This is a genomic window from Streptomyces sp. NPDC044061 (assembly GCF_056434305.1).
This window is the reverse complement of sequence record NZ_JBWKFL010000028.1, coordinates 68,569-92,645: the sequence shown is the minus strand read 5'-3', so window position 1 is coordinate 92,645 and position 24,077 is coordinate 68,569. Positions and strand designations below refer to the sequence as shown.

The 24,077-nt window shown below is 71.5% G+C and carries 23 protein-coding genes and 1 tRNA gene; 8 read left to right on the top strand and 16 right to left on the bottom strand.

Features of this window, described 5'->3' with window-relative positions; translation table 11 throughout:
• Positions 1-123: 123 nt before the first annotated feature.
• Complete coding sequence (locus tag AC07CM_RS35355) at positions 124-1,209, bottom strand: SchA/CurD-like domain-containing protein (RefSeq protein WP_478880569.1); 1,086 nt, start codon at positions 1,207-1,209, stop codon at positions 124-126.
• Between the two features lie 201 nt (positions 1,210-1,410).
• On the opposite strand from AC07CM_RS35355, the gene AC07CM_RS35350 reads away from it, so the two are divergent.
• Positions 1,411-3,069, top strand: coding sequence for an FAD-dependent oxidoreductase (locus AC07CM_RS35350; RefSeq protein ID WP_478880568.1), 1,659 nt, complete (start codon positions 1,411-1,413; stop codon positions 3,067-3,069).
• A gap of 58 nt (positions 3,070-3,127) precedes the next feature.
• On the opposite strand, the gene AC07CM_RS35345 is transcribed toward AC07CM_RS35350, so the two are convergent.
• A tRNA-Thr gene (locus AC07CM_RS35345) sits at positions 3,128-3,201 on the bottom strand.
• Positions 3,202-3,421: 220 nt separating this feature from the next.
• On the opposite strand from AC07CM_RS35345, the gene msiK reads away from it, so the two are divergent.
• The 3 genes from msiK to AC07CM_RS35330 all read left to right on the top strand — a co-directional run bounded on the left by msiK (position 3,422) and on the right by AC07CM_RS35330 (position 6,078).
• Positions 3,422-4,558 (top strand): diacetylchitobiose ABC transporter ATP-binding protein MsiK, encoded by a 1,137-nt coding sequence (msiK, locus tag AC07CM_RS35340; protein WP_478880567.1) that lies wholly within the window; start codon positions 3,422-3,424, stop codon positions 4,556-4,558.
• 218 nt (positions 4,559-4,776) lie between these two features.
• Complete coding sequence (locus AC07CM_RS35335; RefSeq protein ID WP_478880566.1) at positions 4,777-5,235, top strand: hypothetical protein; 459 nt, start codon at positions 4,777-4,779, stop codon at positions 5,233-5,235.
• A 111-nt stretch (positions 5,236-5,346) separates the two neighbouring features.
• Complete coding sequence (locus AC07CM_RS35330; protein WP_478880565.1) at positions 5,347-6,078, top strand: nucleotidyltransferase family protein; 732 nt, start codon at positions 5,347-5,349, stop codon at positions 6,076-6,078.
• A 106-nt stretch (positions 6,079-6,184) separates the two neighbouring features.
• Here AC07CM_RS35330 and AC07CM_RS35325 read toward each other — a convergent pair whose 3' ends face one another.
• The 7 genes from AC07CM_RS35325 to AC07CM_RS35295 all read right to left on the bottom strand — a co-directional run bounded on the left by AC07CM_RS35325 (position 6,185) and on the right by AC07CM_RS35295 (position 12,965).
• Positions 6,185-7,861, bottom strand: coding sequence for a DoxX family membrane protein (locus AC07CM_RS35325; RefSeq protein ID WP_478880564.1), 1,677 nt, complete (start codon positions 7,859-7,861; stop codon positions 6,185-6,187).
• Between the two features lie 128 nt (positions 7,862-7,989).
• Positions 7,990-8,931, bottom strand: a complete 942-nt coding sequence (gene rlmB / locus AC07CM_RS35320) for a 23S rRNA (guanosine(2251)-2'-O)-methyltransferase RlmB (RefSeq protein ID WP_478880563.1) — start codon at positions 8,929-8,931, stop codon at positions 7,990-7,992.
• 89 nt (positions 8,932-9,020) lie between these two features.
• Entirely contained in the window at positions 9,021-10,424 is a 1,404-nt protein-coding gene (gene cysS, locus AC07CM_RS35315) for a cysteine--tRNA ligase (RefSeq protein WP_478880562.1), read from the bottom strand.
• A gap of 45 nt (positions 10,425-10,469) precedes the next feature.
• Positions 10,470-10,874, bottom strand: coding sequence for a PPOX class F420-dependent oxidoreductase (locus AC07CM_RS35310; RefSeq protein WP_478880561.1), 405 nt, complete (start codon positions 10,872-10,874; stop codon positions 10,470-10,472).
• A 54-nt stretch (positions 10,875-10,928) separates the two neighbouring features.
• The gene (gene ispF, locus AC07CM_RS35305) at positions 10,929-11,426 is read right to left on the bottom strand and encodes a 2-C-methyl-D-erythritol 2,4-cyclodiphosphate synthase (protein WP_478880560.1); all 498 of its coding nucleotides are present in this window, start codon (positions 11,424-11,426) and stop codon (positions 10,929-10,931) included.
• Positions 11,416-12,168: a 2-C-methyl-D-erythritol 4-phosphate cytidylyltransferase gene (gene ispD / locus AC07CM_RS35300; protein ID WP_478880559.1), complete on the bottom strand. Its 753-nt coding sequence runs from the start codon at positions 12,166-12,168 to the stop codon at positions 11,416-11,418. Before ispD ends, ispF begins: the two co-directional genes overlap by 11 nt.
• 314 nt (positions 12,169-12,482) lie before the next feature.
• Positions 12,483-12,965 carry a CarD family transcriptional regulator gene (locus AC07CM_RS35295; RefSeq protein WP_003953493.1) on the bottom strand — a complete coding sequence of 161 codons (483 nt, stop codon included), beginning with the start codon at positions 12,963-12,965 and terminating at the stop codon, positions 12,483-12,485.
• Between the two features lie 616 nt (positions 12,966-13,581).
• On the opposite strand from AC07CM_RS35295, the gene AC07CM_RS35290 reads away from it, so the two are divergent.
• On the top strand, positions 13,582-14,277 hold the full coding sequence (locus tag AC07CM_RS35290; RefSeq protein WP_478880558.1) for a DUF461 domain-containing protein: 696 nt from the start codon (positions 13,582-13,584) through the stop codon (positions 14,275-14,277).
• A 94-nt stretch (positions 14,278-14,371) separates the two neighbouring features.
• Here the strand turns inward: AC07CM_RS35290 and phoP are convergent, their stop codons facing one another.
• Positions 14,372-15,043, bottom strand: a complete 672-nt coding sequence (phoP, locus tag AC07CM_RS35285) for a two-component system response regulator PhoP (RefSeq protein ID WP_018568744.1) — start codon at positions 15,041-15,043, stop codon at positions 14,372-14,374.
• 5 nt (positions 15,044-15,048) lie between these two features.
• Complete coding sequence (gene phoR / locus AC07CM_RS35280; protein WP_478880557.1) at positions 15,049-16,302, bottom strand: two-component system sensor histidine kinase PhoR; 1,254 nt, start codon at positions 16,300-16,302, stop codon at positions 15,049-15,051.
• 233 nt (positions 16,303-16,535) lie between these two features.
• Between phoR and phoU the strand changes: the two genes are divergently transcribed.
• Positions 16,536-17,225 (top strand): phosphate signaling complex protein PhoU, encoded by a 690-nt coding sequence (gene phoU / locus AC07CM_RS35275; RefSeq protein ID WP_478880556.1) that lies wholly within the window; start codon positions 16,536-16,538, stop codon positions 17,223-17,225.
• A gap of 131 nt (positions 17,226-17,356) precedes the next feature.
• The gene (locus tag AC07CM_RS35270; protein ID WP_478880555.1) at positions 17,357-17,512 is read left to right on the top strand and encodes a hypothetical protein; all 156 of its coding nucleotides are present in this window, start codon (positions 17,357-17,359) and stop codon (positions 17,510-17,512) included.
• A gap of 96 nt (positions 17,513-17,608) precedes the next feature.
• Here AC07CM_RS35270 and AC07CM_RS35265 read toward each other — a convergent pair whose 3' ends face one another.
• The 5 genes from AC07CM_RS35265 to AC07CM_RS35245 all read right to left on the bottom strand — a co-directional run bounded on the left by AC07CM_RS35265 (position 17,609) and on the right by AC07CM_RS35245 (position 22,081).
• The gene (locus AC07CM_RS35265; protein ID WP_478880554.1) at positions 17,609-18,793 is read right to left on the bottom strand and encodes a GAF domain-containing protein; all 1,185 of its coding nucleotides are present in this window, start codon (positions 18,791-18,793) and stop codon (positions 17,609-17,611) included.
• A 96-nt stretch (positions 18,794-18,889) separates the two neighbouring features.
• Positions 18,890-19,621 carry a GAF domain-containing protein gene (locus AC07CM_RS35260; protein WP_478880553.1) on the bottom strand — a complete coding sequence of 244 codons (732 nt, stop codon included), beginning with the start codon at positions 19,619-19,621 and terminating at the stop codon, positions 18,890-18,892.
• The gene (locus tag AC07CM_RS35255) at positions 19,618-20,457 is read right to left on the bottom strand and encodes a GAF and ANTAR domain-containing protein (protein WP_478880552.1); all 840 of its coding nucleotides are present in this window, start codon (positions 20,455-20,457) and stop codon (positions 19,618-19,620) included. Before AC07CM_RS35255 ends, AC07CM_RS35260 begins: the two co-directional genes overlap by 4 nt.
• 104 nt (positions 20,458-20,561) lie before the next feature.
• Positions 20,562-21,047 (bottom strand): GNAT family N-acetyltransferase, encoded by a 486-nt coding sequence (locus AC07CM_RS35250; RefSeq protein WP_478880551.1) that lies wholly within the window; start codon positions 21,045-21,047, stop codon positions 20,562-20,564.
• Positions 21,048-21,598: 551 nt separating this feature from the next.
• Positions 21,599-22,081, bottom strand: coding sequence for a hypothetical protein (locus tag AC07CM_RS35245; RefSeq protein WP_478880550.1), 483 nt, complete (start codon positions 22,079-22,081; stop codon positions 21,599-21,601).
• Positions 22,082-22,631: 550 nt separating this feature from the next.
• On the opposite strand from AC07CM_RS35245, the gene AC07CM_RS35240 reads away from it, so the two are divergent.
• Positions 22,632-23,963, top strand: coding sequence for a hypothetical protein (locus AC07CM_RS35240; protein WP_478880549.1), 1,332 nt, complete (start codon positions 22,632-22,634; stop codon positions 23,961-23,963).
• Positions 23,964-24,077: the final 114 nt, after the last annotated feature.

Here is a 24,077-nt window from a genome sequence, read left to right as displayed (position 1 = left end):
TCGCCGGACGTTGGGCTCGACCTCGCTGAGGTCAACGATTTTGGGACGGGGTTTGATGGACAACGTTTCCTCCGTGGTGTGTGCCGCGTCGGCGCTCGGTGATGGGTGGACCGGAGCGCCGGATCAGGCGTCCGGCGACCGGCGGTCGGTGATCAGATCCATGCGGGTGGCCTCGGCGTCCAGCAGCTCCCGCACCTCGGCGGCCACCCGGGAGTCCGTCGGCAGCGCCTCGGCTTCGCCCTCGCCGCGCACGTCCACCAGCCGGACCACGACGTCGTCGCGCTGGAAGACCGTGCTGCGCAGCAGCGGGCTCGCCGGATCGTCGGCCGCCGCCGAGTCGGCCTTCGCGAGCAGCTCGGCCAGCCGCATGCCGCGGCCCGGCCGGGCCGGGTAGAACAGGGCCTGCCGGATGCCCTCCGGCTGGTCGTCCGCACTCACGTGGTGCACGGCCGGCAGCGCCGCCCGGGTGAAGAACATCCGGGCCGACTCCTGGTCGTCGAGGTCCCGGTCCTGCTCCAGATACGGGTTGATCGCCTCCTCCACGGCCCGCACCTCCGGCTGCCGGGCCACGTGCCGCAGCGCCGCGAGCAGGTCGCCGCGCACCTCGATGGCGCGCACCACCCGGTTGCCGAGCATGAACAGCGAGGTCCGGCACAGCCGCGTCGTGGCGTCCACGCGGGCGTCGGGCGAGGCGTAGTCCGCGAGGATCTTCGCGACCTTCGCCTCGCTGCCCGGCTTGACCGTGAAGGTCAGCGCGTGCCGGATCACGCCGTCGCCGATGCGCGGGTGGGCCTGCAGCCGGCGCTTCCCCGACTGCGTCTGTTCCGAGGCGTCGCCGGTCTCGCGCACCACGTGGAAGCGCAGCGACCGGGTGTCACGGACACAGCTGTGCAGCGGCTCCACCATCCGCACGTGCTCCTCGCTGTTCACCCAGGTGAGGAACGGCGGGGCACTCTCCCACTCGCTCGTGATGAGCCATTGGGATGGATTCTCGATGGACTGGCAGAGTTGGTCGCTGACATGGCCGGGAACCGACGCAACCTGGTTGCACAGCTGCTCGTACGCCTCGAGGAACTGCTGCTGCGCGCCGTCGTAGACGTCGACCAGGAGAACGACCCGGAGCCGGGAGCCGTCGAACACGGACTGGGAGACACGCTTCGACACCTCGCGTGCCGGTGTTTCTGAAAGACGTTCAGACGTCGTGGTCATCCTGCACACATCTCCTTCGCGGGGGCAGAGCCGTCGCCGGCCGCGAGTGACGCGACGCCAGCGTTCCTTGATCCTCTGCCGGTCCCCACGGGCCCGCGACTCGTATGAACCACGTGGGTGATTGGGCACGCGAAGCCGCCGCCACCGGGCATGAGAACTCACAGGCGCCCCACACGCTCACCCCTGCCTCTGGAGGCTTCGATGCATCAAAAAGCCGACCACCGCGTCCCCGTCCTCATCGTGGGCGGCTCTCTGGTGGGCCTGTCCATGTCCGTGTTCCTGGGCCGTCTCGGTGTGCGGCACATGCTCGTCGAGCGCCACTCCGGGACCTCGATCCACCCGCGCGGGCGCGGCAACAACGTGCGGACGATGGAACTCTTCCGGGTGGCCGGCATCGAGCCGGACATCAAGGCGGCGGCCTCGCTCCTCGCCGAGAACCACGGCATCCTGCAGACGCCGACCCTCGTCGGGGACGCGGGCGAATGGCTCTTCAAGCACATCGACCCGGGTGGCGGGCTCGCCAGATTCAGCCCCACCAACTGGTGCCTGTGCAGCCAGAACGACCTGGAACCCGTTCTCCTGGACAACGCCCGGGAACTCGGCGGCGACCTGCGCTACTTCCACCAGATGGAGTCCTTCGAACAGGACGCCGACGGGGTGACGGCGGTGGTCCTCGACCGCGAGACCCAGCGCCGCCACACCGTCCGGGCGGACTACCTGGTCGCCGCCGACGGCCCCCGCAGCCCCGTCCGGGACGCCCTCGGCATCGGCCAGAGCGGCCCCGGCGACCTGTTCGCCAACGTCAGCGTCACCTTCCGCTCCGCCGGCCTCGCCGAAGTCGTCGGCGACCGCCGCTTCATCTGCTGCTACCTCACCGACCCGGAGGCCGACGGCGCCCTGCTGCCCGTCGACAACAAGGAGCGCTGGGTCTTCCACGCGCCCTGGCACCCCGAGCACGGCGAAACGCTCGACGAGTTCACCGAGGAACGCCTCCAGCGCCACATCCGCCGGGCCGTCGGCGTACCCGGACTCGACGTCGAAATCACCGGAAAGGCGTCCTGGCGCGCCGCGGAACGGGTCGCCGACCGCTACGCCCACGGCCGGGTCTTCCTCGCCGGCGACTCCGCCCACGAGATGTCGCCGACCGGCGCCTTCGGCTCCAACACCGGCATCCAGGACGCCCACAACCTCGCCTGGAAACTGGCCGCCGTGCTGGACGGCTGGGCCGGCCCCGGCGTTCTCGAGACCTACGACACCGAACGCCGCCCGGTCGCCCTCGCCACCAGCGCCCGCGCCTCCGCCCGCTCCGTCGAACACAGCCACCCCGGCTTCGCCCCCGCCCCGGGCGTCGGCGGCGGCAAGCGCGGCGGCATCCTCAACGTCGTCCTCGGCTACCACTACCCCGACGGCGCCGCCCTCGGCACCGACCCCGAGCGGCCCGTCGTACCCGACAGCCTGGACCTGACCGGCCGGCCCGGCACCCGCGCCCCCCACCTCTGGCTGCGCAGCACCGGACGGCGCCTGTCCACCCTCGATCTGTACGAACGCTCCCTGGTCCTGCTCACGGACGCTCCGGACGACGCGGGCTGGTACGAGGCGGCCCGCCGCGTCGCCGCCCGGGACGGCGTACGCCTGGACGCCTACCGCGTCGGCCCCGGCGCCGACGCGGACCTGACCTACGACACCGACGTCACTGCCGGCACTGCCGGCACCGACTGGGCCGAGGCCCACGGCACCACGGCCGACGGAGCGGTCCTGATCCGCCCGGACGGGTTCGTGGCCTGGCGGGCCGCGGGGGCCGTACCGGACCCGGAGGGGACGCTGCGGGAGGTCCTCGGGAGGCTGCTCCGAACGTCCTGACCTGCATGGACGAGAAAGGCCACCCGCACGATGAGGTGCGGGTGGCCTTCTGCTTCGAAGCCCCCTGTCGGATTCGAACCGACGACCTTCGCTTTACAAGAGCGGCGCTCTGACCAGCTGAGCTAAGGAGGCCCGCACGCGCGCCCGGAGCGTACGTGCCTGTGCAGTGTACCCAGGTCCCGGTGCGGGCCCGTCGAAAATTTCCGCGAAGTTCACAGTGGTCCAGGTACTGACAGACCGAGTGAACGGCAGGTACCGTCCTGACCCAGTTCACTTGTGTGGACTACACCAACCACCTTCCTACAACGGATCGTCCGGCACGTTCCTGCCGGTAGAAGGGGGCCCATTCACCATGGCCACTGTCACGTTCGACAAGGCGACCCGGATCTACCCGGGTTCCACCAAGCCCGCCGTCGACGGTCTCGACATCGCGATCGAGGACGGCGAGTTCCTCGTCCTGGTCGGCCCGTCGGGCTGCGGAAAGTCCACCTCGCTGCGGATGCTCGCGGGCCTGGAGGACGTCAACGGAGGCGCCATCCGCATCGGTGACCGCGACGTCACCCACCTGCCGCCCAAGGACCGGGACATCGCCATGGTGTTCCAGAACTACGCGCTCTACCCGCACATGACGGTCGCCGACAACATGGGCTTCGCGCTCAAGATCGCCGGCGTCAACAAGGCGGAGATCCGGCAGAAGGTCGAGGAGGCCGCGAAGATCCTCGACCTCACCGAGTACCTGGACCGCAAGCCGAAGGCGCTCTCCGGTGGTCAGCGCCAGCGTGTCGCCATGGGCCGCGCCATCGTGCGTGAGCCGCAGGTCTTCCTCATGGACGAGCCGCTGTCCAACCTGGACGCCAAGCTCCGCGTGTCGACCCGTACGCAGATCGCGTCCCTGCAGCGCCGTCTCGGCATCACCACCGTCTACGTCACCCACGACCAGGTCGAGGCCATGACGATGGGCGACCGGGTGGCCGTGCTCAAGGACGGCCTCCTGCAGCAGGTCGACTCGCCGCGGAACATGTACGACAAGCCCGCGAACCTCTTCGTCGCCGGCTTCATCGGCTCCCCGGCCATGAACCTGGTCGAGGTCCCGATCACCGACGGCGGCGTGAAGTTCGGCAACAGCGTCGTCCCGGTCAACCGCGACGCCCTGAAGGCCGCCTCCGACAAGGGCGACCGCACGGTGACCGTGGGTGTCCGTCCGGAGCACTTCGACGTGGTCGAGCTGGGCGGCGGTGCCGCGACCTCCCTGTCCAAGGACACCGAGGACGCCCCGGCCGGTCTCGCGGTCTCCGTGAACGTCGTCGAGGAGCTGGGCGCCGACGGCTACGTCTACGGCACCGCCGAGGTCGGCGCCGAGCGCAAGGACCTGGTCGTCCGCGTCAACGGCCGCCAGGTCCCGGAGAAGGGCTCCACGCTGCACGTCGTGCCGCGGCCGGGCGAGACCCACGTGTTCTCGACCTCCACGGGCGAGCGCCTCTCCGACTGAACCGTCTGAGCAGCACGTCCTCACCCGGATTCACCCAGACTGACGAGAGGGGCCCCGCGGACCGCCGCGGGGCCCCTCTCGCTGCCGGGAAATACCCCGGCACAGCGATCATTTCGGGCGGGTCACGTCAACCCCTTACCCAGAAAGAGATGCCACTTCATCGCCCGTTAGGGTGACTAAATGTCGCCAAATCATTACCGGGCGCTACCCTCACACGCGTGAAGCACTCCACCAACCCTCAGACGCGACGCGGCCATCGGGGCGGCCCTGCCCGCCGGATCGGCCGCACTCTCGCCCTCGTCCTGCCCGTCGTCCTGGTGCTCTCCGGAACCCTCGCGGTCACCCGGGTCAACTGGACGGGGAGCCCCTCCTCGGTGCTCACCGCCTCGGACGTCTCCTCCGCGGACATGTCCGGCAAGGCGGTCTCCCGCGCCCCGCAGGACGTGCTGCGCGACCAGCTGATGACCGAGCTGCAGGACAAGAGCCCAGGGGTGGTCCTGACCCACCTCCAGCAGGCCGTCAACGTGCACCCCTCGATGGCGAAGCACTGCTCCTCCATCGCCCGGGCCCTCGGTCAGGCGGCGGTGCGCATCTACGGCGCCTCCCGCGCACAGTCCTACGCCCGCCCGGTCTGCGACACCGCCTTCGCCTCCGGGGTGCTGGCGGCACACAGCTAGGACCTGCCTTCCGGATCTTGCCGACCTCGGCGGTTGGGAAGTAGGTAACGGCTCCTTAAGGACCCTGTTGCGGGCGTAGTCCCCGCCGGGGCGCCACGTACAGTTCGGGGCATGACCCATCCGAACGCCGCGTCGCGCCCCACTCAAGCCGTGGTCCTGGCCGGTGGCCAGGGCTCACGGCTGCGTCCCTATACCGACGACCGGCCCAAGCCGATGGTCGAGATCCCGGGCACGGGCACTCCGATCATCGGCCACCAGTTGGCCTGGCTCGCCGAAGAGGGCGTGACGGACGTGGTGATCTCCTGCGGCCACCTCGCCGAGGTCCTGCAGAAGTGGCTGGACTCGGCCGACCTGCCCCTGTCCGTCACCACCGTCGTGGAGACGGAGCCCCTCGGCCGCGGCGGCGGCCTCAGGTACGCCGCCGCGCGTCTCCCCCACCCCGACCGGCCCTGGTACGCCACCAACGGCGACATCTGGACCCGCTTCTCCCTGCGGGACATGGCCGACTTCCACACCGAGCGGGACGCCGTCGCCACGCTGGCGCTGGCCCGGCCGCGGATTCCCTGGGGTGCGGTGAAGACCGACGGATTCGGGCACATCACCGACTTCATCGAGGCTCCGCCGTCGACGTTCGAGATCAACGCGGGTGTGTACGTGTTCTCGCCCGAGTTCGCCGATCTGCTTCCCGAGCGGGGGGATCACGAGCGGACCACGTTTCCCCGGCTGGCCCGGGAGCGGAAGCTGGCGGGGTTCCCCATTCCGCAGGGGGCCTACTGGCGGGCCATCGACACGGCCAAGGATCTGACCGAGGCGGCGAAGGAACTGGCGGCGTTGGGTCGCTGACCGTTCCGCGAGCGCCGAAAAGCGCCCCGCACCTTCTGGTGCGGGGCCCTTTTTCTTCGTGTCTTCTTCGTGTCTTCTTCGTGGAGGCGGCCGGCCGTGGGGTCGGCTAGCCGAGCAGGCCGCCCACCAAGCCCGGTTCGCCCGAGGACGACGTGCCGCCGGAGCTGCCGGTGCCGCCCGTCGAGCCGGTGCTGCCGCCCGTTGCGGTGCCGCCCGTGCTGGTCGGGCCCGCCGTGGTGCTGGGGGCGCCGCCCGTGGGGGACGACCGGCGGGGCGGGACCTGGCCCGAGGTGCCCTGGGTCTGGCTGGGGGTCGTGGTGGTGGCCCCGGTGCTGTGGCTCGCGCCCGGGGTCGTCGCCGCGCCGGACGGGCCCGTCGTGGCGCCCCCGGTGGGCGAGCTGGAGGCCGACGGTGTCTTGCTGTGGCGCCGGCCGGGCTCCTGCGGGAGCGGGGAACCGGGCACGTTGTTGCGCGGGGCCTCACCGGGGCGGGGGACGACCACGCGGCTGGAGTCGCGCACGGCGCCGCCCAGCACGGAGCCGACGAGCAGAGTGAGACCGACGGTGACGGCCGTGATGAGGCCCCCGCGGCGCAGTACGTGACGGCGCAGCTCCCAGATGTCGGAGCGGGGGCCGAGCCTGCGCCACGCACCGCCGGCGAGACGGCCGTCGACCGAGTAGACGGGGGCGCCGGCGATGATCAGCGGGGACCAGGCGGCGAGGTAGATGATGTCGGGGGTGTCGTACGCCGGGACCGACTTCCAGCTGACGGTGACGATCAGCGCGGCGGAGAGCAGGGCGCCGACCGCGGCGGCGACGCGCTGCCAGCAGCCGAGGACGGTCAGGACGCCCACGACCACCTGGAGGAAGGCGATGACCAGCCCGGAGCCGACCGGGTGGTGCAGGGCGAACTGGCGCAGGGGCTCGGCGACGTCCCAGGGGTGCAGGGTGTTGAGCCACTTCACCATGGAACCGCGCTTGCCGCCGTCGAAGTAGACGGGGTCGCACAGCTTGCCCATGCCGGCGTAGATGGAGATGAAGCCGAGGAAGATGCGGAGCGGGAGCAGGACGACGCCGAGGTTCATGCGGCGGCCCGGATAGTAGGCGTGCCGCGCGGGGTCGTCGCCGTGGCGCCTGGCGTGGCGCTCGCCCGCCGCGGCCCTCTCCTCGTACTCCTCGTACTCGTCGTACTCGTCGCCGTACTCGTCGTCGCCGTACGCCCCGTCGCCGTACTCGCCGTCGCCGTACGCCGGTTCGTCGTAGGCGCTGCCCGTCCTGCGCATGTGGGGCAGCAGTCGGGTGCCGTCCTCGGGAGCGGTGCGCTGGTGGCCCACGAGGGGGGTCTCGACGGTCTGGTCGTCGTAGGCGTACCCGGTCCCGACGCGCGGGATCACCCGGGTGCCGCCCGCGGCGGACTCGTCGGTGTGGCGGACGCTGCTGCCCCGGACCGCCTGGAGCAGCCGGTGGGCGCCGGTGTCGTCGGGGGCGGACCTGCCGCTCCACACGACGGGGCGACGGCGGCCGGCTTCGGCGGCGCCGACCCGGCCCGCCGTGCCCACGACCGGCATGCGGGCGGGGTTCTGGGCGGCGCTCAAGTGCCGGGCGATCCGCGGGGATTGGCTGCGTTTCGCCGACGCGCCCAGCTGCACGCGGAAGCTGGCGTGACTGACGATGACCTGCGCCGGATCGCTCGGCACCTTCACCATGCTCAGCGCGGGAGCGTCGTCGTATCCCGACGAGCGGTCCCCCGTGGGTGTGCGGGGTGTTCTGGTGTCCACACTCATCTAACCGAGTGACGTGGAGTTAGGACACTGCTTGGACCGGGCGGATGTGTCCGGACCGCGTCAAAGCCGCCCCGAACGCCACATGGACGCCGGAATTACCCCGCACAGGTGAATTCCCAAACGGGTGTTCAGCTACGCCTGCGTGCCGCCTCGTACAGCACGATCCCCGCCGCCACACCGGCGTTCAGGGACTCCGCGCCGCCCGGCATCGGGATCCGCACCCGGAAGTCGCAAGTCTCGCCGACCAGGCGGGACAGGCCCTTGCCCTCACTGCCGACCACGATGACGACCGGGCCGTCGAGGGCCTCGAGGGCACCGAGTTCCGCCTCGCCGTCCGCCGCCAGGCCCACGACCGTGATGCCGGCCTTCTTGTAGGCCTCCAGCGTCCGGGTGAGGTTGGTGGCGCGGGCGACCGGCGTGCGGGCGGCCGTACCGGCGGAGGTCTTCCAGGCACCGGCGGTCATACCGGCCGAGCGGCGCTCGGGCACGACCACGCCGTGGCCGCCGAAGGCGGAGACGGAGCGGACGACGGCGCCGAGGTTGCGCGGGTCCGTGACGCCGTCGAGCGCGACGATCAGGGGGTCCTCGCCCTCGTCGTAGGCGGCCGCGGTGAGGTCCTCGGGGTGCGCGTACTCGTACGGCGGGACCTGCAGGACCAGGCCCTGGTGGTTCAGGCCGTTGGTCATGCGGTCCAGCTCGGGGCGCGGGGCCTCCATGAGGTTGATGCCGCCGCGCTCGGCGGCGAGCTGGAGGGCCTCGCGTACGCGCTCGTCGTTGTCGATGAACTGCTGGACGTAGAGCGTCGAAGCGGGCACGCCCTCGCGTAGCGCCTCGACCACCGGGTTGCGGCCGACGACCAGCTCGGAGGAGGACTTGCCGCCCCGGCCGCGCGCCACGGGGCGGCGCGTCGCCTGCTTCACCTTGGCGGTGGCGATGCGGTTCTTCTTGTGTCCCTTGCGCATCTCGGCGGGCGGGGTCGGGCCCTTGCCCTCCAGACCCTTGCGCCGCTGGCCGCCACTGCCGACCTGCGCGCCCTTCTTGCCGGACATGCGGCGGTTGTTCGCGGCCATGACCTACCTGTTCTCTGCGAAAAAGTGTGCGTACGTCTATGCAGTGTGCCGCCCGGGGGGCCGGGCGGCACAATCGATCAAGGACCGGGTCAGCGCGGGCCGAGGCTCCAGCGCGGGCCCTGCGGGCTGTCCTCGATCACCAGACCCGACTGGTTGAGCTGGTCGCGGATGGCGTCGGCGGTGGCCCAGTCCTTGCGGGCGCGGGCGGACTCGCGCTGGTCGAGGACGAGCCGCACCAGGCTGTCGACCACGCCGTGCAGGTCCTCGCCCCGGTCGGCGCTCTCGCCGGCCCAGTGCGCGTCCAGCGGGTCGAGGCCCAGGACGCCGAGCATGGCCCGCACCTCGGCGAGCCGCGCGACGGCGGCCTCCTTGTCGTCGGCGGCCAGCGCGCTGTTGCCCTGCCGGACGGTGGTGTGCACGACGGCGAGGGCCTGCGGGACACCCAGGTCGTCGTCCATCGCCTCGGCGAAGGCGGGCGGGACCTCGGCGGCGGGCTCGACGACTCCCCCGGCCTTCTCCATCACGCGCTGCACGAAGCCCTCGATGCGCGCGAACGCGGACTCGGCCTCGCGCAGCGACTCCTCGCTGTACTCGATCATCGAGCGGTAGTGCGGGGTGCCGAGGTAGTAGCGCAGGACGATGGGGCGCCACTGCTTGACCATCTCGGAGACCAGGACGCTGTTGCCGAGCGACTTGGACATCTTGTCGCCGGCCATGGTGACCCAGGCGTTGTGCACCCAGTACTGGGCGAAGTCGTCGCCGTAGGCCTTGGCCTGGGCGATCTCGTTCTCGTGGTGCGGGAAGATCAGGTCGAGGCCGCCGCCGTGGATGTCGAAGGCGGCGCCGAGGTACTTGTGCGCCATCGCCGAGCACTCCAGGTGCCAGCCGGGGCGGCCGGGACCCCACGGCGTCGGCCAGGTCGGCTCGCCGGGCTTGGCGGACTTCCACATGGCGAAGTCACGGGGGTCGCGCTTGCCGGTCTCGCCCTCGCCCGAGGGCTGGAGCAGGTTGTCCAGCTCCTGCCGCGACAGCTCGAGGTAGCCGGGGAAGGAGCGCACGTCGAAGTAGACGTTGCCGTCGGACTCGTAGGCGTGCCCGCGCTCGATCAGGCCCTGCATCATCTCGACCATCTCGGTCACGTGGCCGGTGGCGCGCGGTTCGTAGGTCGGCGACAGGCAGCCGAGGGCGGTGTAGCCGTCGTTGAAGGCGCGCTCGTTCTCGTACCCGATCGACCACCAGGGCCGGTTCTGCTCCCGGGCCTTGGTGATGATCTTGTCGTCGATGTCGGTGACGTTGCGGACGAACGTGACCTCGTAGCCGCGGTACTCGAACCAGCGGCGCATGATGTCGAAGTTCAGACCCGAGCGGATGTGCCCGATGTGCGGTGCGGCCTGCACGGTGGCGCCACACAGGTAGATCGAGACACAGCCCGGCTTGAGCGGGGTGAAGTCACGGATCTGCCGGGCGTTGGTGTCGTACAGGCGAATAGTCACCACTCCAGGGTAGTGGGCGCGGAGTGGTGCCTCGTGCCGCTTGGCTCAGAACATTCCCACGACCTTTTCGGGCGTGATCCTGACGACCACACGGTCGGCGTCGTTGACGGAGTCCGGGTTGAACTCGGCGTACTTCTTGCCGGTGTACTTCAGGGACAGTTCGTCGATCAGTTCCTTCGCGCCGTGTGTGCTCAGCTCCGCGGTGCCCCGGATCTCGCCGTACACATAGGGCATCTCGGGGTCCTGGACGACGACGCTCACCCGGTGGTCGCGGTCGAGGTTCTTCTTCTTGCGGCGGTCGACGGTCGTGGAGAACAGGATCTGGTCGCCGTCCCGCTTGACCCACACCGGGGAGAGCTGTGGGGCGCCGTCGGGCTGGATCGTGCCGACCACGATGAAGACGGGTCCGTCGAGCAGGGACTTGAGCCGGTCGGACAGGGCGGCGGGCATGGGTACCTCCGGTGCCTCGGTCAGCGGTGACTCTGCGGGTACCCTCGCACGCCGTCAGCCCACCCGCACCACGAGCGCCGTGGCCACCGCCATCAGCCCCTCGCCACGGCCCGGGAACCCGAGCCCGTCCGTGGTCGCGCCGGACACCGACACCGGGGCGCCGGCCGCCTCGGAGAGGATCTTCTGCGCCTCGTCCCGGCGCTTGCCGATCTTCGGGCGCGGTCCGACGACCTGGACGGCGACGTTGCCGATGGCGAACCCAGCCTCGCGGACGATCCGGGCGGCCTCGGTGAGCAGGGTGGTGCCGGAGGCGCCGGACCACTCGGGGCGCCCGGTGCCGAAGTGCTGCCCGAGGTCGCCGAGCCCGGCGGCGGAGAAGAGCGCGTTGCAGGCGGCGTGGGCGACGACGTCGGCGTCGGAGTGCCCGGCAAGACCCGGGCCCTCGCCCTCCCACTTCAGGCCGGCGCACCACAGTTCGCGGCCGTCCTCGAAGGCGTGGATGTCGGTGCCGATGCCGACCCGGGGCAGCAGGAACGGGGGCTCAGAAGCCATCGTTGAGCCTCCTGCGGGCCAGGACCGCCTCCGCGAGGACCAGGTCGAGGGGACGGGTGACCTTGAAGGCCTCCTCGTGGCCGGGGACGGTGACGACCCGCAGGCCGAGCCGCTCGACCATGCTCGCGTCGTCCGTGACGTCCTCGGTGACGGTCTCGTGGGCGCGGACCAGGGTCTCCCGGTCGAAGCCCTGGGGCGTCTGCACGGCGCGCAGCCGGGCCCGCTCGGGCGTGGCCACGACCGGCTCGGGGTCGCCGGGGACGGCGGCCGGCTCGACCTCCTTGACGGTGTCGGCGAGCGGCAGCGCGGGGACCACGGCGGGGGCGCCGTCGCGTACGGCCTCGATGACCCCGTCGACGGTGTCGACGGGGACGAGCGGGCGGGCCGCGTCGTGCACGAGGACGACGCCGTACTCGGGCGGCAGGGCGCCCAGGCCGAGCCGGACCGATTCCTGGCGGCTGTCCCCGCCGGGGACGACCAGGAAGTCGGTGCGCTCGGGCAGCGCGTGCGCGTCGAGCAGGGACTTGACCTCGGCGGCGCCGTCGGGCGGGGCGACGACGATCACCAGGGTGACGTGGCGGGACGCGGCGAGGGCGCGGACCGCGTGGATCAGCATCGGCGTGCCGTTCAGCGCGCGCAGCGCCTTGGGGGCGCCCGGGCCGAGACGTACGCCGCGGCCGGCGGCGGGAATCACGGCGGCGACGGGAATCTGCGCGGGTGAGGGGCGCGAATCGTCAGACATCGGTTCCTGTCAGGTTTGTGTGCTCGACCTAGGTGGGTATGGCCTGGAGGAGTGCCGGGCGCGACGCCTCGACCGGACCCTTCCGTGACCCTGGTCGAGCCATCTGCCCGGGCCCGGCACACCAAGTATCGGGGGGTTTCCCCCGAGATGAACGGCAGGCGTGGCAACGGCCTCCGTGACGGCGGCCTCAGAGCGGCCGGAGCCCCGGGGACGAACATGCCGCAGCGCCCGGCGACAGGGTCAGTGTCATCGGGCACCGCGGCAGTTTCACTGTGCTGAGCGTGCTGAAGGCGGCGGATGCCGCCTGCTGCGTGTCAGGAGGCGAGCACCTCGTCGAGCAGGGCCTCGGCCTTGTCCTCGTTCGTGTTCTCCGCGAGCGCGAGCTCGCTCACCAGAATCTGGCGGGCCTTGGCGAGCATGCGCTTCTCACCGGCGGAGAGTCCGCGCTCGCGCTCGCGACGCCACAGGTCACGCACGACTTCCGCGACCTTGATGACATCGCCGGAGGCGAGCTTCTCCAGGTTTGCCTTGTAGCGACGGGACCAGTTCGTGGGCTCCTCGGCGTACGGCGCGCGCAGCACCTCGAAGACCCGGTCGAGTCCGTCCTGACCGACCACATCACGCACGCCGACGAACTCCGCATTGTCCGCTGGCACACGCACCGTGAGGTCACCCTGGGCGACCTTCAGCACCAAGTAGGTCTTGTCCACGCCTTTGATCTGGCGAGTTTCGATGGCCTCGATCAGCGCGGCCCCGTGATGGGGATAGACCACGGTGTCGCCAACCTTGAACGTCATGTGACAGGTACCCCTTCCGTGGCTATCCAGGGTAACACGGATACGGCGTGTTCTGAATGGCGTTTTCGCAGGTCAGGGCATATCTCGGGGCTTGACAACAGCGACAGGAACGTGCTTCGAGGGGCCTGCGGAAGCAGGTATTCGCAGGTCGGAGGGGCTCTTCGGGCGGGGAGAAACGCGCACGTTACACGCCCCGAGAGACGCTTCCAAGCGGATGAACGTCCCGATTTGTCCGGTTCCAAGCGTACGACTTCCGCTACTCCGTTCGGTGGCCGGAGCCAGGTGGGAGACGAATCCGGAATTGATCAACGGGGGCCGCCGAGGTGATCGGTGATCAATATCCGGGGCGGTCGCGCATTCCTTCACGGAAATTTCGCGGGCGGTCTTGTGAGGGCTCGCCGTCGCGTTATGTGAATGGCGGACGAGCGTCCCGGGCAAAGTGACTCGCGAGTCACCTGAGGGCCCCGGGGGTACCCCCACCCGGAGGGAAGCGGAGTGCTTGGGGGAGGGTCGGGTGCGGCCGCCCGGGAACGGCTCGGTAACCTAAGGCCGCTGACAGACACTTAGGGTGGCTTTATACGGGAGCCGCCCCTGCGTTCAAGGAGTTGCCGCCGCCGTGAGCAGCAGCATTCGACGCGGCGCCCTCGCCGCCTCCGCCATCGTCTTCTCGATCGCCTCGCTCGCCGCCTGCGGCGCCGGAAACAACTCGCAGACCCTGGAGATCAAGCCGGACAACGCGGCGACCAGCGTCGGCGTCATCAAGATCCAGAACGCCACGATCATCACCCAGCCCGACCCGCAGGCCTCCGGCCCTGCCGTCGTCTCCGCGACCGTCTTCAACCAGGGCAACACCAACCAGACCCTGCAGTCGATCGCCGTCGCGGGCAGCAGCGAGCCCGTCAAGCTCTCCCCCGCCAAGGGCCAGAGCCTGACCGTCCCGGCCCACGGCTCGCTGGTCATCGGCGGCAAGGACAACGCCTCCGCGGTGATCGCCAGCGGCCGTGAGGCGGTCCAGGACGGCAACGTCCAGAAGGTCACCTTCACCCTCAGCAAGACCGGTCCGGTGAGCCTGAGCGCCTTCGTGGTCCCGGCCACCAGCTACTTCACCGGCTGGGGCCCGAGCGAGATCCCGTCCGCCCCGGCCACCGCCACCGCGGCACCTGGCGCGACCGGGTCGAGCAACGGCAAGCCGCACAAGGGCGGCAAGGCCACCGCCTCGGCGACGGCGACGGACACCGCGAACGCCGACGGCACCGCGACCACCGGCGCCACCCCGAGCGACTCGGCGTCCCAGTCGGCCGCCGGCAACTGAGCGGCCGCGCCCCAGCAGCCGTACGCACGAGGGCGGCACCCGCACGGGGTGCCGCCCTTCGTCGTCCGGACGAGGCCGCCGTACGGCCTACGGCCTACGGCTCGAACTTGTAGCCGAGCCCGCGCACCGTCACCAAATACCGCGGTGCGCCCGGGTCCGGCTCGATCTTGGCGCGCAGGCGCTTGACGTGGACGTCCAGGGTCTTGGTGTCGCCCACGTAGTCGGCGCCCCAGACGCGGTCGATGAGCTGCATGCGGGTCAGGACGCGGCCGGCGTTGCGCAGCAGCATCTCCAGGAGGTCGAACTCCTTGAGCGGGAGGTCGACCTTGGAGCCGGAGACCGTCACCACGTGGCGGTCCACGTCCATGCGGACCGGGCCGGCCTCCAGGGCGGCCGGGGTGACCTCCTCCGGCTCGCCGCGGCGGCGCAGGACGGCCCGGATGCGGGCGACCAGCTCGCGGGAGGAGAAGGGCTTGGTGACGTAGTCGTCGGCTCCTATTTCCAGGCCCACGACCTTGTCGATCTCGCTGTCCTTCGCGGTCACCATGATCACGGGGACGTTGGAGCGGCCGCGCAGCTGACGGCACACCTCCGTGCCGGGCAGGCCCGGCAGCATCAGGTCGAGGAGGACGAGGTCGGCGCCGTTGCGCTCGAACTCGTCGAGTCCGTCGGGGCCGGTGGCCGCCACGGCGACCTCGAAGCCCTCCTTGCGGAGCATGTAGGACAGGGCGTCGGAGAAGGACTCCTCGTCCTCGACGACGAGCACTCGGGTCACGGAAGGACCTCCGGGGCGGGAAGCGGTTCGTACGGAGATGAGTCGGTGGGGCCGCCGGCCTCGTCGTCGAGGTCGGGGTGCTGTTGTGCGCGGTCGCGGGCCGCGCCCGCCTCCGGCAGCCTGAGGGTGAACGTCGAGCCCTGGCCCTCGGCGCTCCAGACCGTGACCTCCCCGCCGTGCGAGGCGACCACGTGCTTGACGATCGCGAGACCCAGACCGGTGCCCCCGGTGGCCCGGGAGCGGGCCGGGTCGACGCGGTAGAAGCGCTCGAAGACGCGCTCCTTGTCCTTCTCGGAGATGCCGATCCCCTGGTCGGTGACGGCGAGTTCGATCATGTCGCCGCCCGGGGCGCCGACCCGGCGGGCGGCGATGCCGACGCGGGTGCGGGCCGGGGAGTAGTTGACGGCGTTCTCGACCAGGTTGCCCAGGGCGGCGGCCAGCTGGCCGCGGTTGCCCCAGACGTGCAGGTCGGCGGTGCCGCCCGCGGCCATGGTGATCTGCTTGGTGCCGGCCTGGTGGCGGCAGCGGTCGACGGCCTCGGCGACCAGTTCGTCCACTCGGACGGGCTCGGCGTCCTCGAGTGGGTCGTCGTTCTGGACCCTCGACAGGTCGATGAGCTCCTGGACCAGGTTGGTCAGGCGGGTCGCCTCGATCTGCATGCGACCCGCGAAGCGCTGCACGGCCTCGGGGTCGTCGGAGGCGTCCATGACGGCCTCGGAGAGCAGGGAGAGCGCGCCGACCGGGGTCTTCAGCTCATGGCTGACGTTCGCGACGAAGTCGCGCCGTACGGCCTCGATCCTGCGGGCCTCGGTGAGGTCCTCGACCAGCAGCAGGACCAGGCGGGAGCCGAGCGGGGCGACGCGCGCGGAGACGGCGAGGGCCTCGCCCCTGCCGGTGCCGCGTCTGGGCAGGTCCAGCTCGACCTGGCGTATCTCGCCGTCACGTCTGGTGTCCCGGGCCATCTGCAGCATGGGCTCGACGGCGAGCTTGCCGCCGCGGACCAGCCCGAGGGCGTAGGCGGCGGAGCTGGCCTTGACGACGGCGTCGGCCTCGTCGAGGACGACGGCCGAGGAGCGGAGCACGGACAACACGGTGTCCACGCCGGGCGGGAGTACGGGATCGGTGTGCAAAGAAGTCCTGGTGGGTCGCTTCTGGTCGCGTTCGCTCCAGCGGAACGCCAGCATGGCGATGACACCGGTGAGCACCCCGGCGATCGCTGCCGCTGCGGCGACCGCCGCGTTCACGTCCATGCCTCAAGGTTAGGCATGGCGTACGAGATGACCACAGCCGTCTAGGTGCGACCTCGAACACTCGTCGCCCAGAGTTCACCTGGGAGCCAGTATTGATTCATTTGGGGTGGCAGAAACGGTCGCGTGCGGGGCAGAACGTGGTTACGTGGGGTTCGGACCGCTGGTTCGACCACGGGGCGCGTGGTGTCACGGCCCCCGGAGCCCCCGAAGCACACGTACGAGAGGGAACCCTGATGCGGGACGCGTACCACGAGGAACTGGATTCGATCGGCGACGGTCTGGTGGAGATGGCCCGGCTGGTCGGCTCGGCGATCGGGCGCGCCACGACGGCGATCCTCGACTCGGACCTGAAGCTGGCCGAGAGCGTGATCGAGGCCGACCAGAAGGTCGACGAGCTGCAGCACGACCTGGAGGCGCGGGCGATAGCCCTGCTCGCCCGTCAGCAGCCGGTGGCGACGGACCTCCGTATCGTCGTCACGTCACTGCGCATGTCCGCCGACCTGGAGCGCTCCGGCGACCTCGCCCAGCACGTGGCGAAGCTGGCCCGGCTCCGCTTCCCCCAGCGCGCGGTCCCGCACGACCTGCACGCCACCATCCTGGAGATGGGCCAGCTCGCGCAGCGCCTGATGGCCAAGGCGGCCGAGGTGATCATCACGAAGGACGTCGACCTCGCCCTCCAGCTGGAGCAGGACGACGACGAGATGGACCTCCTGCACCGCACGCTCTTCCAGCACCTGATCGACGAGCGCTGGAAGCACGGCATCGAGACGGCGGTCGACGTGACGCTGCTCGGCCGCTACTACGAGCGGTACGCCGACCACGCGGTGGCCGTCGCCAAGCGCGTGGTCTACCTGGTCACGGGTGAGCACGCGGACGAGCTGCAGGCCGACATCCAGCCCGTCACCGGCGTCGAGGGAGCCTGACACCACCGTGGCCCGGGGGCTCGAAGGCCGCCGGGCCGGGCGCGCGGACGCCTCAGTGCGCCGTTGATGCGCCCGGTGAAGCGGGCATGCAATGGGCGAGGGCACCAGGCCCCAGTGTCGAGGAGGGACCCATGGCCGAATCCCCCAGCACCACGCCCGACCCCACCCAGGACCGCGAGAGCGACCAGCCCGCCGAGATCAGGAGCCTGCCGCTCGTCGCCGCGTGCGGCTGCGGCTCGGGCTGCGGCTGCGGCTGCCAGTCGGGCGCTCCCTGCCAGTGCGGCTGACGGCGTACGACCTGTGAGGGGCCCCGGGAGACCCGGGGCCCCTCACTGTGTGCCAGGGCCCCGGGAAGGGGCCCTGAGCTGCGCGGCTGCCCGGTCTCACGCCGTCTGTGCGGCCCGGTGCAGGTCTTCCAGGGCGGCCGGCACCGTGGTCGCCCGGTACCAGTCCAGCCAGGCGCCGGCCTCCCGGGCGGCCGTGTCCAGGGCGCCGAGTTCGGCCCCGGTGTAGGCGTGGCCGGGTCGGGCGTGGTGGGTGGAGAACATGCCCTGCGGGTGGTCGGCGGGGCCGGGGATGGGCGTGCACTGCACGGAGCGGCTGTGTGCGGCGAGCATCGCGGCCCGTGAGGGTTCGTCGAACTCCGGTGCGGTGGCGACGTCGTCGACGACCACCCGCTCGCCCTTGCGGGCGGCCTGGCCGCATGCGGTGCTGTTGCCGTCGATCACAGCGAAGAAGCGCACGAACTCGGCGGTGAAACCGCGGTGGGACTCCAGCCGCAGGGTGTGGTCGCCCGCGTCGATGAGCTGGACGTTGGCCATGTCCGCCTGGGCGATCGCGCAGACGGCGTCCCGGAGCGCGTCGAGGAACGCGGCCATTGACAACGGGCGGTCGTCGGGCGGGGCCACGAATCCGACGGCGGGCTCCGCGGAACGCCCGCGGCCGGGGAACCAGACCTCACCGGGTCCCGGCGGCGCGTTCTCGACGAGGGCGGAGGCGAGATGGACGAGCCGCATCCCGTGCCGCCCGGCGACGGCACGCAGGAGGGCATCCGCGGTGCCCGCGCCGCGCAGGCCGTAGCGCTCCATGAGCATGCCCTGGGCCCGCGCGACCAGGGCGTGCGCGAGCTGGGCGTGGCGCAGTTCCACCGCGTCGGTGGCCAGATACGGCACGGCCGCGGCCGGCCCCCGGGCGGCGGCGGCCGCCGCCATCACCGCGGCGAGCGCGTCGCACACCGACGGGTACAGCTCGGGCCCGGTACGTCCCGCCCCTGTCCGGGTGAGCACGGCGGCGGCCTCGGCGGGGCAGGCGGCGAGGCGCAGCGGGCGGCCGTGGGCGGCGGCGGCCTCGGCGAACCGGTGCAGCAGCTCGGCGCCGTCCCGGTCCAGCCGGTGCAGACCGCTCAGGTCGACGACGAGCTGGGCGGGACCCGGCGCGTTGAGGGCCGCGACGAGATCGGCGCCGGTCACGGCGTCCGCGTCGCCGTACAGGGCGAGTACCGTCAGCCTGCCGGTGGCCGGTCCGGGGACCGCCAAGTCGGCCAGGGTCTCGCAGGAGAACTGCTGCATGGCCGCGCTCCCTGTGCTGGGAGGCCGCGGGATCCTGCGGTCTCGGTGCCGGGCACCTCCCGGCACCTTTCAGCGTAGTCGCGCGGGGGTGGGGCGTCAGCTCCGCGCCGCGAGCACCGCGTCGGGGGACAGCTCGCGCCGGACGAGGGCGTTGGCGGTGTCGAGCAGGCGGCGGCGGTGGCCGCCGGCGTAGGCGCGCAGGGCCGCGCGGGCCTCGGCCAGGGACAGGTCACAGGATTCGGCGATCATCCCGGTGGCCATGTCGACGGCCGCCTTGGCGGCCAGGGCCGCCTGCACGCGGGTGCGGACGTCGGACGGCCTCACCCGGTCGGGGGACCAGTTGACCAGGGCGACCGCCGTGACGTCGGCGAGCGCCTGGGCCAGCTCCAGGTTCAGGGGCGACAGGCCGCCGGGTGTGCGCAGCAGGAGGTTGACCGCGCCGACGGTCTGCTGGTTGACCCGCAACGGGAGCGCGTGCACCGAGCGGTAGCCGCTCCGCAGGGCGACGGGCACCACCCGCGGCCAGCGGTCCTCGTCGGCAGCCAGGTCGCGGACGTCGATGCGCCGCCCCTCGCGGTAGCAGTCCAGACAGGGGCCCTCGTCGGTCTGCAGCTGCAACAGTTCCAGGAAGGCCGCCTGGTCGTCGGTGACCGCCAGGGTGCGCAGCTCTTCGCGGGCCGAGGCGACCATGATCCCGACGGCGTCGGCGCCGGTGATCTCGACGCAGTTCCGCGCCAGCCGGTCCACCAGTGCGACGGGGTCGATGTCGTCGGCCAAGAAGTCGGCCAGCCCGACGAGCGCCTCGGCGAGCTGCTGTTCCCGGCTCATGACCGGTCACCGTCCCTTCCCTCTCCGTCGTGGCGGCGGTCCGGCTCCGGCTCGAAGCGGAGCCTGCGGGCCAGGACCTCCCGGGCCACCTGGCTGACGGTACGGCCGTCGGCGAAGGCCCGGGCGCGCAACCGGTCCAGGGCCTGCTCGGGGTCCACGTCGAGCTGCACCATCACCATGCCGACCGCCTGATAGACCTCGGTGTGGTCGGCCTCCGACGCCTCCACCCAGGACGCTACCCCGTCCTCCACCGCCTCCTCGGCGCCGGCGTACGACGGCTGGAGGCTCATCAGGGCGTACGTGACCGCGTCCCGCACCCACAGGGCGGTCCGCAGATCCGGCTCGGACAGTCCGCCGACCTCGTCGCAGTACAGGTCGAGGGTGCCGACGGCGGCACCGCTGACGCCGAGCGGCAGCGAGAACACCGCGGACACGCCGAGTCCGACCGCCTCGTGCGCGAAGATCGGCCAGCGCCGGACGTCGCGCCCCGCGGTGAGGTCGGCCGCGAGGACCGGGGCGCCCTGGGACAGGGCGGTGTGACAGGGCCCGTCCCCCACGGTGTACTGCAACTCGGCGAGGCGTGCGGCGACACGGTCGCTGGCGCACCAGGTCATCTGCACCCCGGGACCGCCGGAGATCGACACGGACGCACCGGAGACCGGCAGCAGCCGTACGCACGCGGCGCACAGCGCGTCCGGGATCCGCTGCGGATCCCCGGCCCCCCGGGTGGCGGCGGCCAGCGCCTCACTGACCCGCAAGCGCCCCCGTGCCTCCGGCGGCACACGACCGCCGGCCCACTGCTGGGGCTCCACGGGCTCCTCGGGCAGCATGGTCATCACCCCCGTCGTGGCATACGGTCAGCGCACATGATCTCTCAGTATCCATCTGTGCAACCCCCGTACGGGCTCGTCCGGAAGCCGGGTTCCCAGGTTGCGGAGGGTCATGACCGAACCTCGGCATCCGGCTGGTGCGCCGCCCCGCCCCTTGCGTGCCACTCGTGGTCCAGCACTCCGAGGACGACCTCGTCGGAGAAGGCGCCGTACCCCCAGGCGGACTTCCGCAGTGTGCCTTCCATGGTGAATCCGGCCCTTTCGGCCACGCGTATCATCGCCGAGTTGTCCGCGGCGGTTTCGATCTGCAGCCGGTGCAGCCCGCGCACCGCGAATCCGTAGGTGCACGGGGCCCGCACGATATCCGTGCCGAGGCCCATTCCACGGAACGAGGGCAGCAGGGAAAGGACCAGGTGGCAGCGCCGGTTGCAGGAGTCGATTCCCCACAGCAGCGCTTCTCCGGCCAGTCTCTGGGAGGCGGGTTCCACCATCGGGAAATAGACGATGTCGTCGTTCTGCTCGCCCACCGCGTACGGAAGCGGGGCTTCGGGGTGGAGCCCGCCGAGATCGAGGACGCGCTGCGCCAGGATCCGCACGTGAAGGACGCGGCGGTGATCCTGCGCGGAGAAACGTGCGGACGAGGCCGTGCTCGTGGCCTGCGTGGTGCTGGGCGCGGGGGCGGTGCTGGAGCCGGGGACGGCGGCGGCCGGCGAGGACGACGCCGGGCCGCTCAGTGCCGTCCGCGACCGTCTGCGCCGCCGCCTTCCGGACTACCTGATCCCCGACCGGCCGGTGGCCGTCGACTCGCTCCGCCCTGACCCCGAACGGCAGGGTGGACCGGCGCGCCCTGGCCGCCCTCGCCGAGCTGTCCGAGCCCGCCGCCCCGCCGGCCGGTGCACCGGACCCGCGGCAGGGCACGCACTCCCCGCGCACCGGGACCGAGCAGGCCCTGGAGGCCATCCGGACCGAGATCCCGGGTCTCCCCCAAGTCGCCCGCGACGACGACCTCTTCGCTCTCGACGGCCAGTCCCTCCAGGCCAGCCGCATGGCGCCCCGGATCCGCACCCGCCCCTCACCGTCATCTTCGACCACCCGACGATCGCGGAACTGGCGGAGCGGGTGGAGGCGGGGGGCTGATCGCCGGCGTTCAGAGAGAGGCGGCCGCCGCGGTGGGTGGCTCCTCCCGCACGGGAGCACCGCGGCCGATCGTCATCGACCAGCGCACGGAGGAGGGAGCCTCGACGGAGACGACACCACCGCGCTCCGCGCCACCGACGTCCACCTGGTCGTAGGCGGTGCCGACCCGGTCGGACCGACACTCGAGCGGGAAGGAGACGTGCACGGGCCGCACCGCGACCCGGATCTCACCCGCGCCCTGACAGCTCACGGCGACGATCAGCGCGTCCCCCTTCCTGCCCCCGCGAAAGGCGAAGCTCGCGCTCCCCCGGGTCACTGCCCGCCGCCCGGCCAACACCTCACCGTCGTCCAGCTCCGGAGCACTCCGAAGGCCGACCGGCCGACCGCGCTCCGGGCGGTCGCCCTCCACCACGCCCGCCTTGGCGGACCGCGATGGCTCCCCTGCGCCGCCCTGCCCCGGCACACACCCGACGAGCGGAACGAGCGACGCCACGCACGCGACATTCACCCCGGCGAAACCCCAACGGGCCACGACTCCCCCTCCCGACGACGGACACGCCGGATCATGCCAACACCGGGAGCCGGACGAACGGTTTCCGCGCCTTCCCTGAGCAAGACGAGAGCTTCCCGCCCTCCAGGCAGTCGGTTCGTCCTGGCCCTCGGGGGCGCGGGGGGAACATGTCGCCGATGCCGTTCCACACGAAGCCGTCCCGCCGGCCGCCTTTGCGGCCACCCAGCCGACTCCGGAGGGTCGGCGTTGGCCTGACTCGGGGAAAGTGCCGGGCCTGCGGGTGACAGGTGCGCGGGGCCGGGGCGTTGGCGGCAGGCGAACGTGATCGGCTGATTCCGGCATCCCCTGTCGACCACCTGTGCCAGGACGGGCCGGGCCGCCGGTCGAAGCGCGCCCGGTGGGGTGCCTCCTGGCGCAGAAGGAGGAAACTCTGATGTCGTGGCAGTGCTTCCGAGCGCAGAGGCCGGACCGCGGTGTCCGGCGATCGCGTCCGGGCCGGCTCCTGGCCGCGGCCGGCCTGACGGCCTGCGCCGTGACGGGACTCCCGGCCCCGTTCGCCCACGCCGCCACCGTGGACGTGGGGTGCTCGGTCCGGAAACTGGTCGGGGCGATCAACACGGCCAACAGCACACCGGGCGCCGACACCCTCCGGCTCGCCCGCACATGCACCTACAGACTGACCTCCCCGGACGCGGCCAGTCCTGCCAACGGCCTGCCCGCCATCACCAGCAACATCACCATCGACGGCAACGACGCGACGATCACACGCGCCAAGACCGCCCCGGACTTCCGCATCCTCCTGGTGGCCGAGGAAGGCACCCTCACGCTCAACAGGACCACCGTCAGCGGCGGCCGGGCGACGGACTGTCCCTTCTTCCCCGGAGGGGCGGTCTGCGGGGGCGGCATCAACAACCAGGGAACCCTGACGGTGAACCACAGCAAGGTGGTCCACAACGCTGCCGACACCGCCACGGACGGCATCGCGGTGGAAGGCGGCGGCATCGACAGCGATGGCACCGCGACCGTGAACGACACCGACGTAAGCCACAACACGGCCATCTACACCGGAACCACCGCGAGCACCGCCGACGGCGGCGGGCTCGCCAACGACGGCCCTCTCACACTCCACCGCAGCCGGGTGACCGGCAACATCGTGCGCGTCGCCGAGAACGCCGGCAGCTTCGCGTTCGGCGCCGGCTACGCCGTTTTCGCGAAGGCGACGATCGACCACAGCACCATCAGCGGCAACCGTGCCGACGCCCCGGGCGGCACCGCGCGTGGCGCCTTGTCCAACGGCTCCCCGGACGGCATGACGGTGACCGACACCGTCATCCGTCGCAACACCACCAACGCGCCGGGCGGCACCGCCACGGGCGGCGCCGTCGCGAACAACGCCCCCATGGAGATGATCAACAGCCACATCACCGGCAACACCGTCACCGCTGCCGGCGGCACCGCGCGGGGCGGCGGGATCAGGAACGGCGCCTTCGGCGACATCACCCTGAAAAGCAGCACCGTGCGCGGCAACACCGTCAAGGCGGCGAACGGCGGGACCGCCCAGGGCGGGGGCATCGACAACCCCTTGGGGGGCACGGTGACGACTCATCATTCGGACGTCAGCGACAACACCGTCAAGACCACGGACGGCGGCACCTCCCAGGGCGGAGGCATCTTCCATGCCGCCGGAGCTACGGGCACCGGGTCCACGGTCCTGAACGACAGCACCGTCACCGGCAACAAAGCCGGCGACGGAGGCGGCATCTTCAAAGCCTCCGGCACGGTCACGCTGAACAACACCGTGGTCAAGCGCAACAAGCCGAACAACTGCGCCCCGCCGAACAGCGTTCCCGGCTGCACTGGCTGAGTCCGACCGGTGGGGGGCGTGGCGAGACCGAGGAAGGGGCCCACTCCCTGGGAGATTTGGGGAGGGGGGGGGGAGGTCTGGGGGGTTCGGGGGATGTTGGGACAGGGGTCCCGC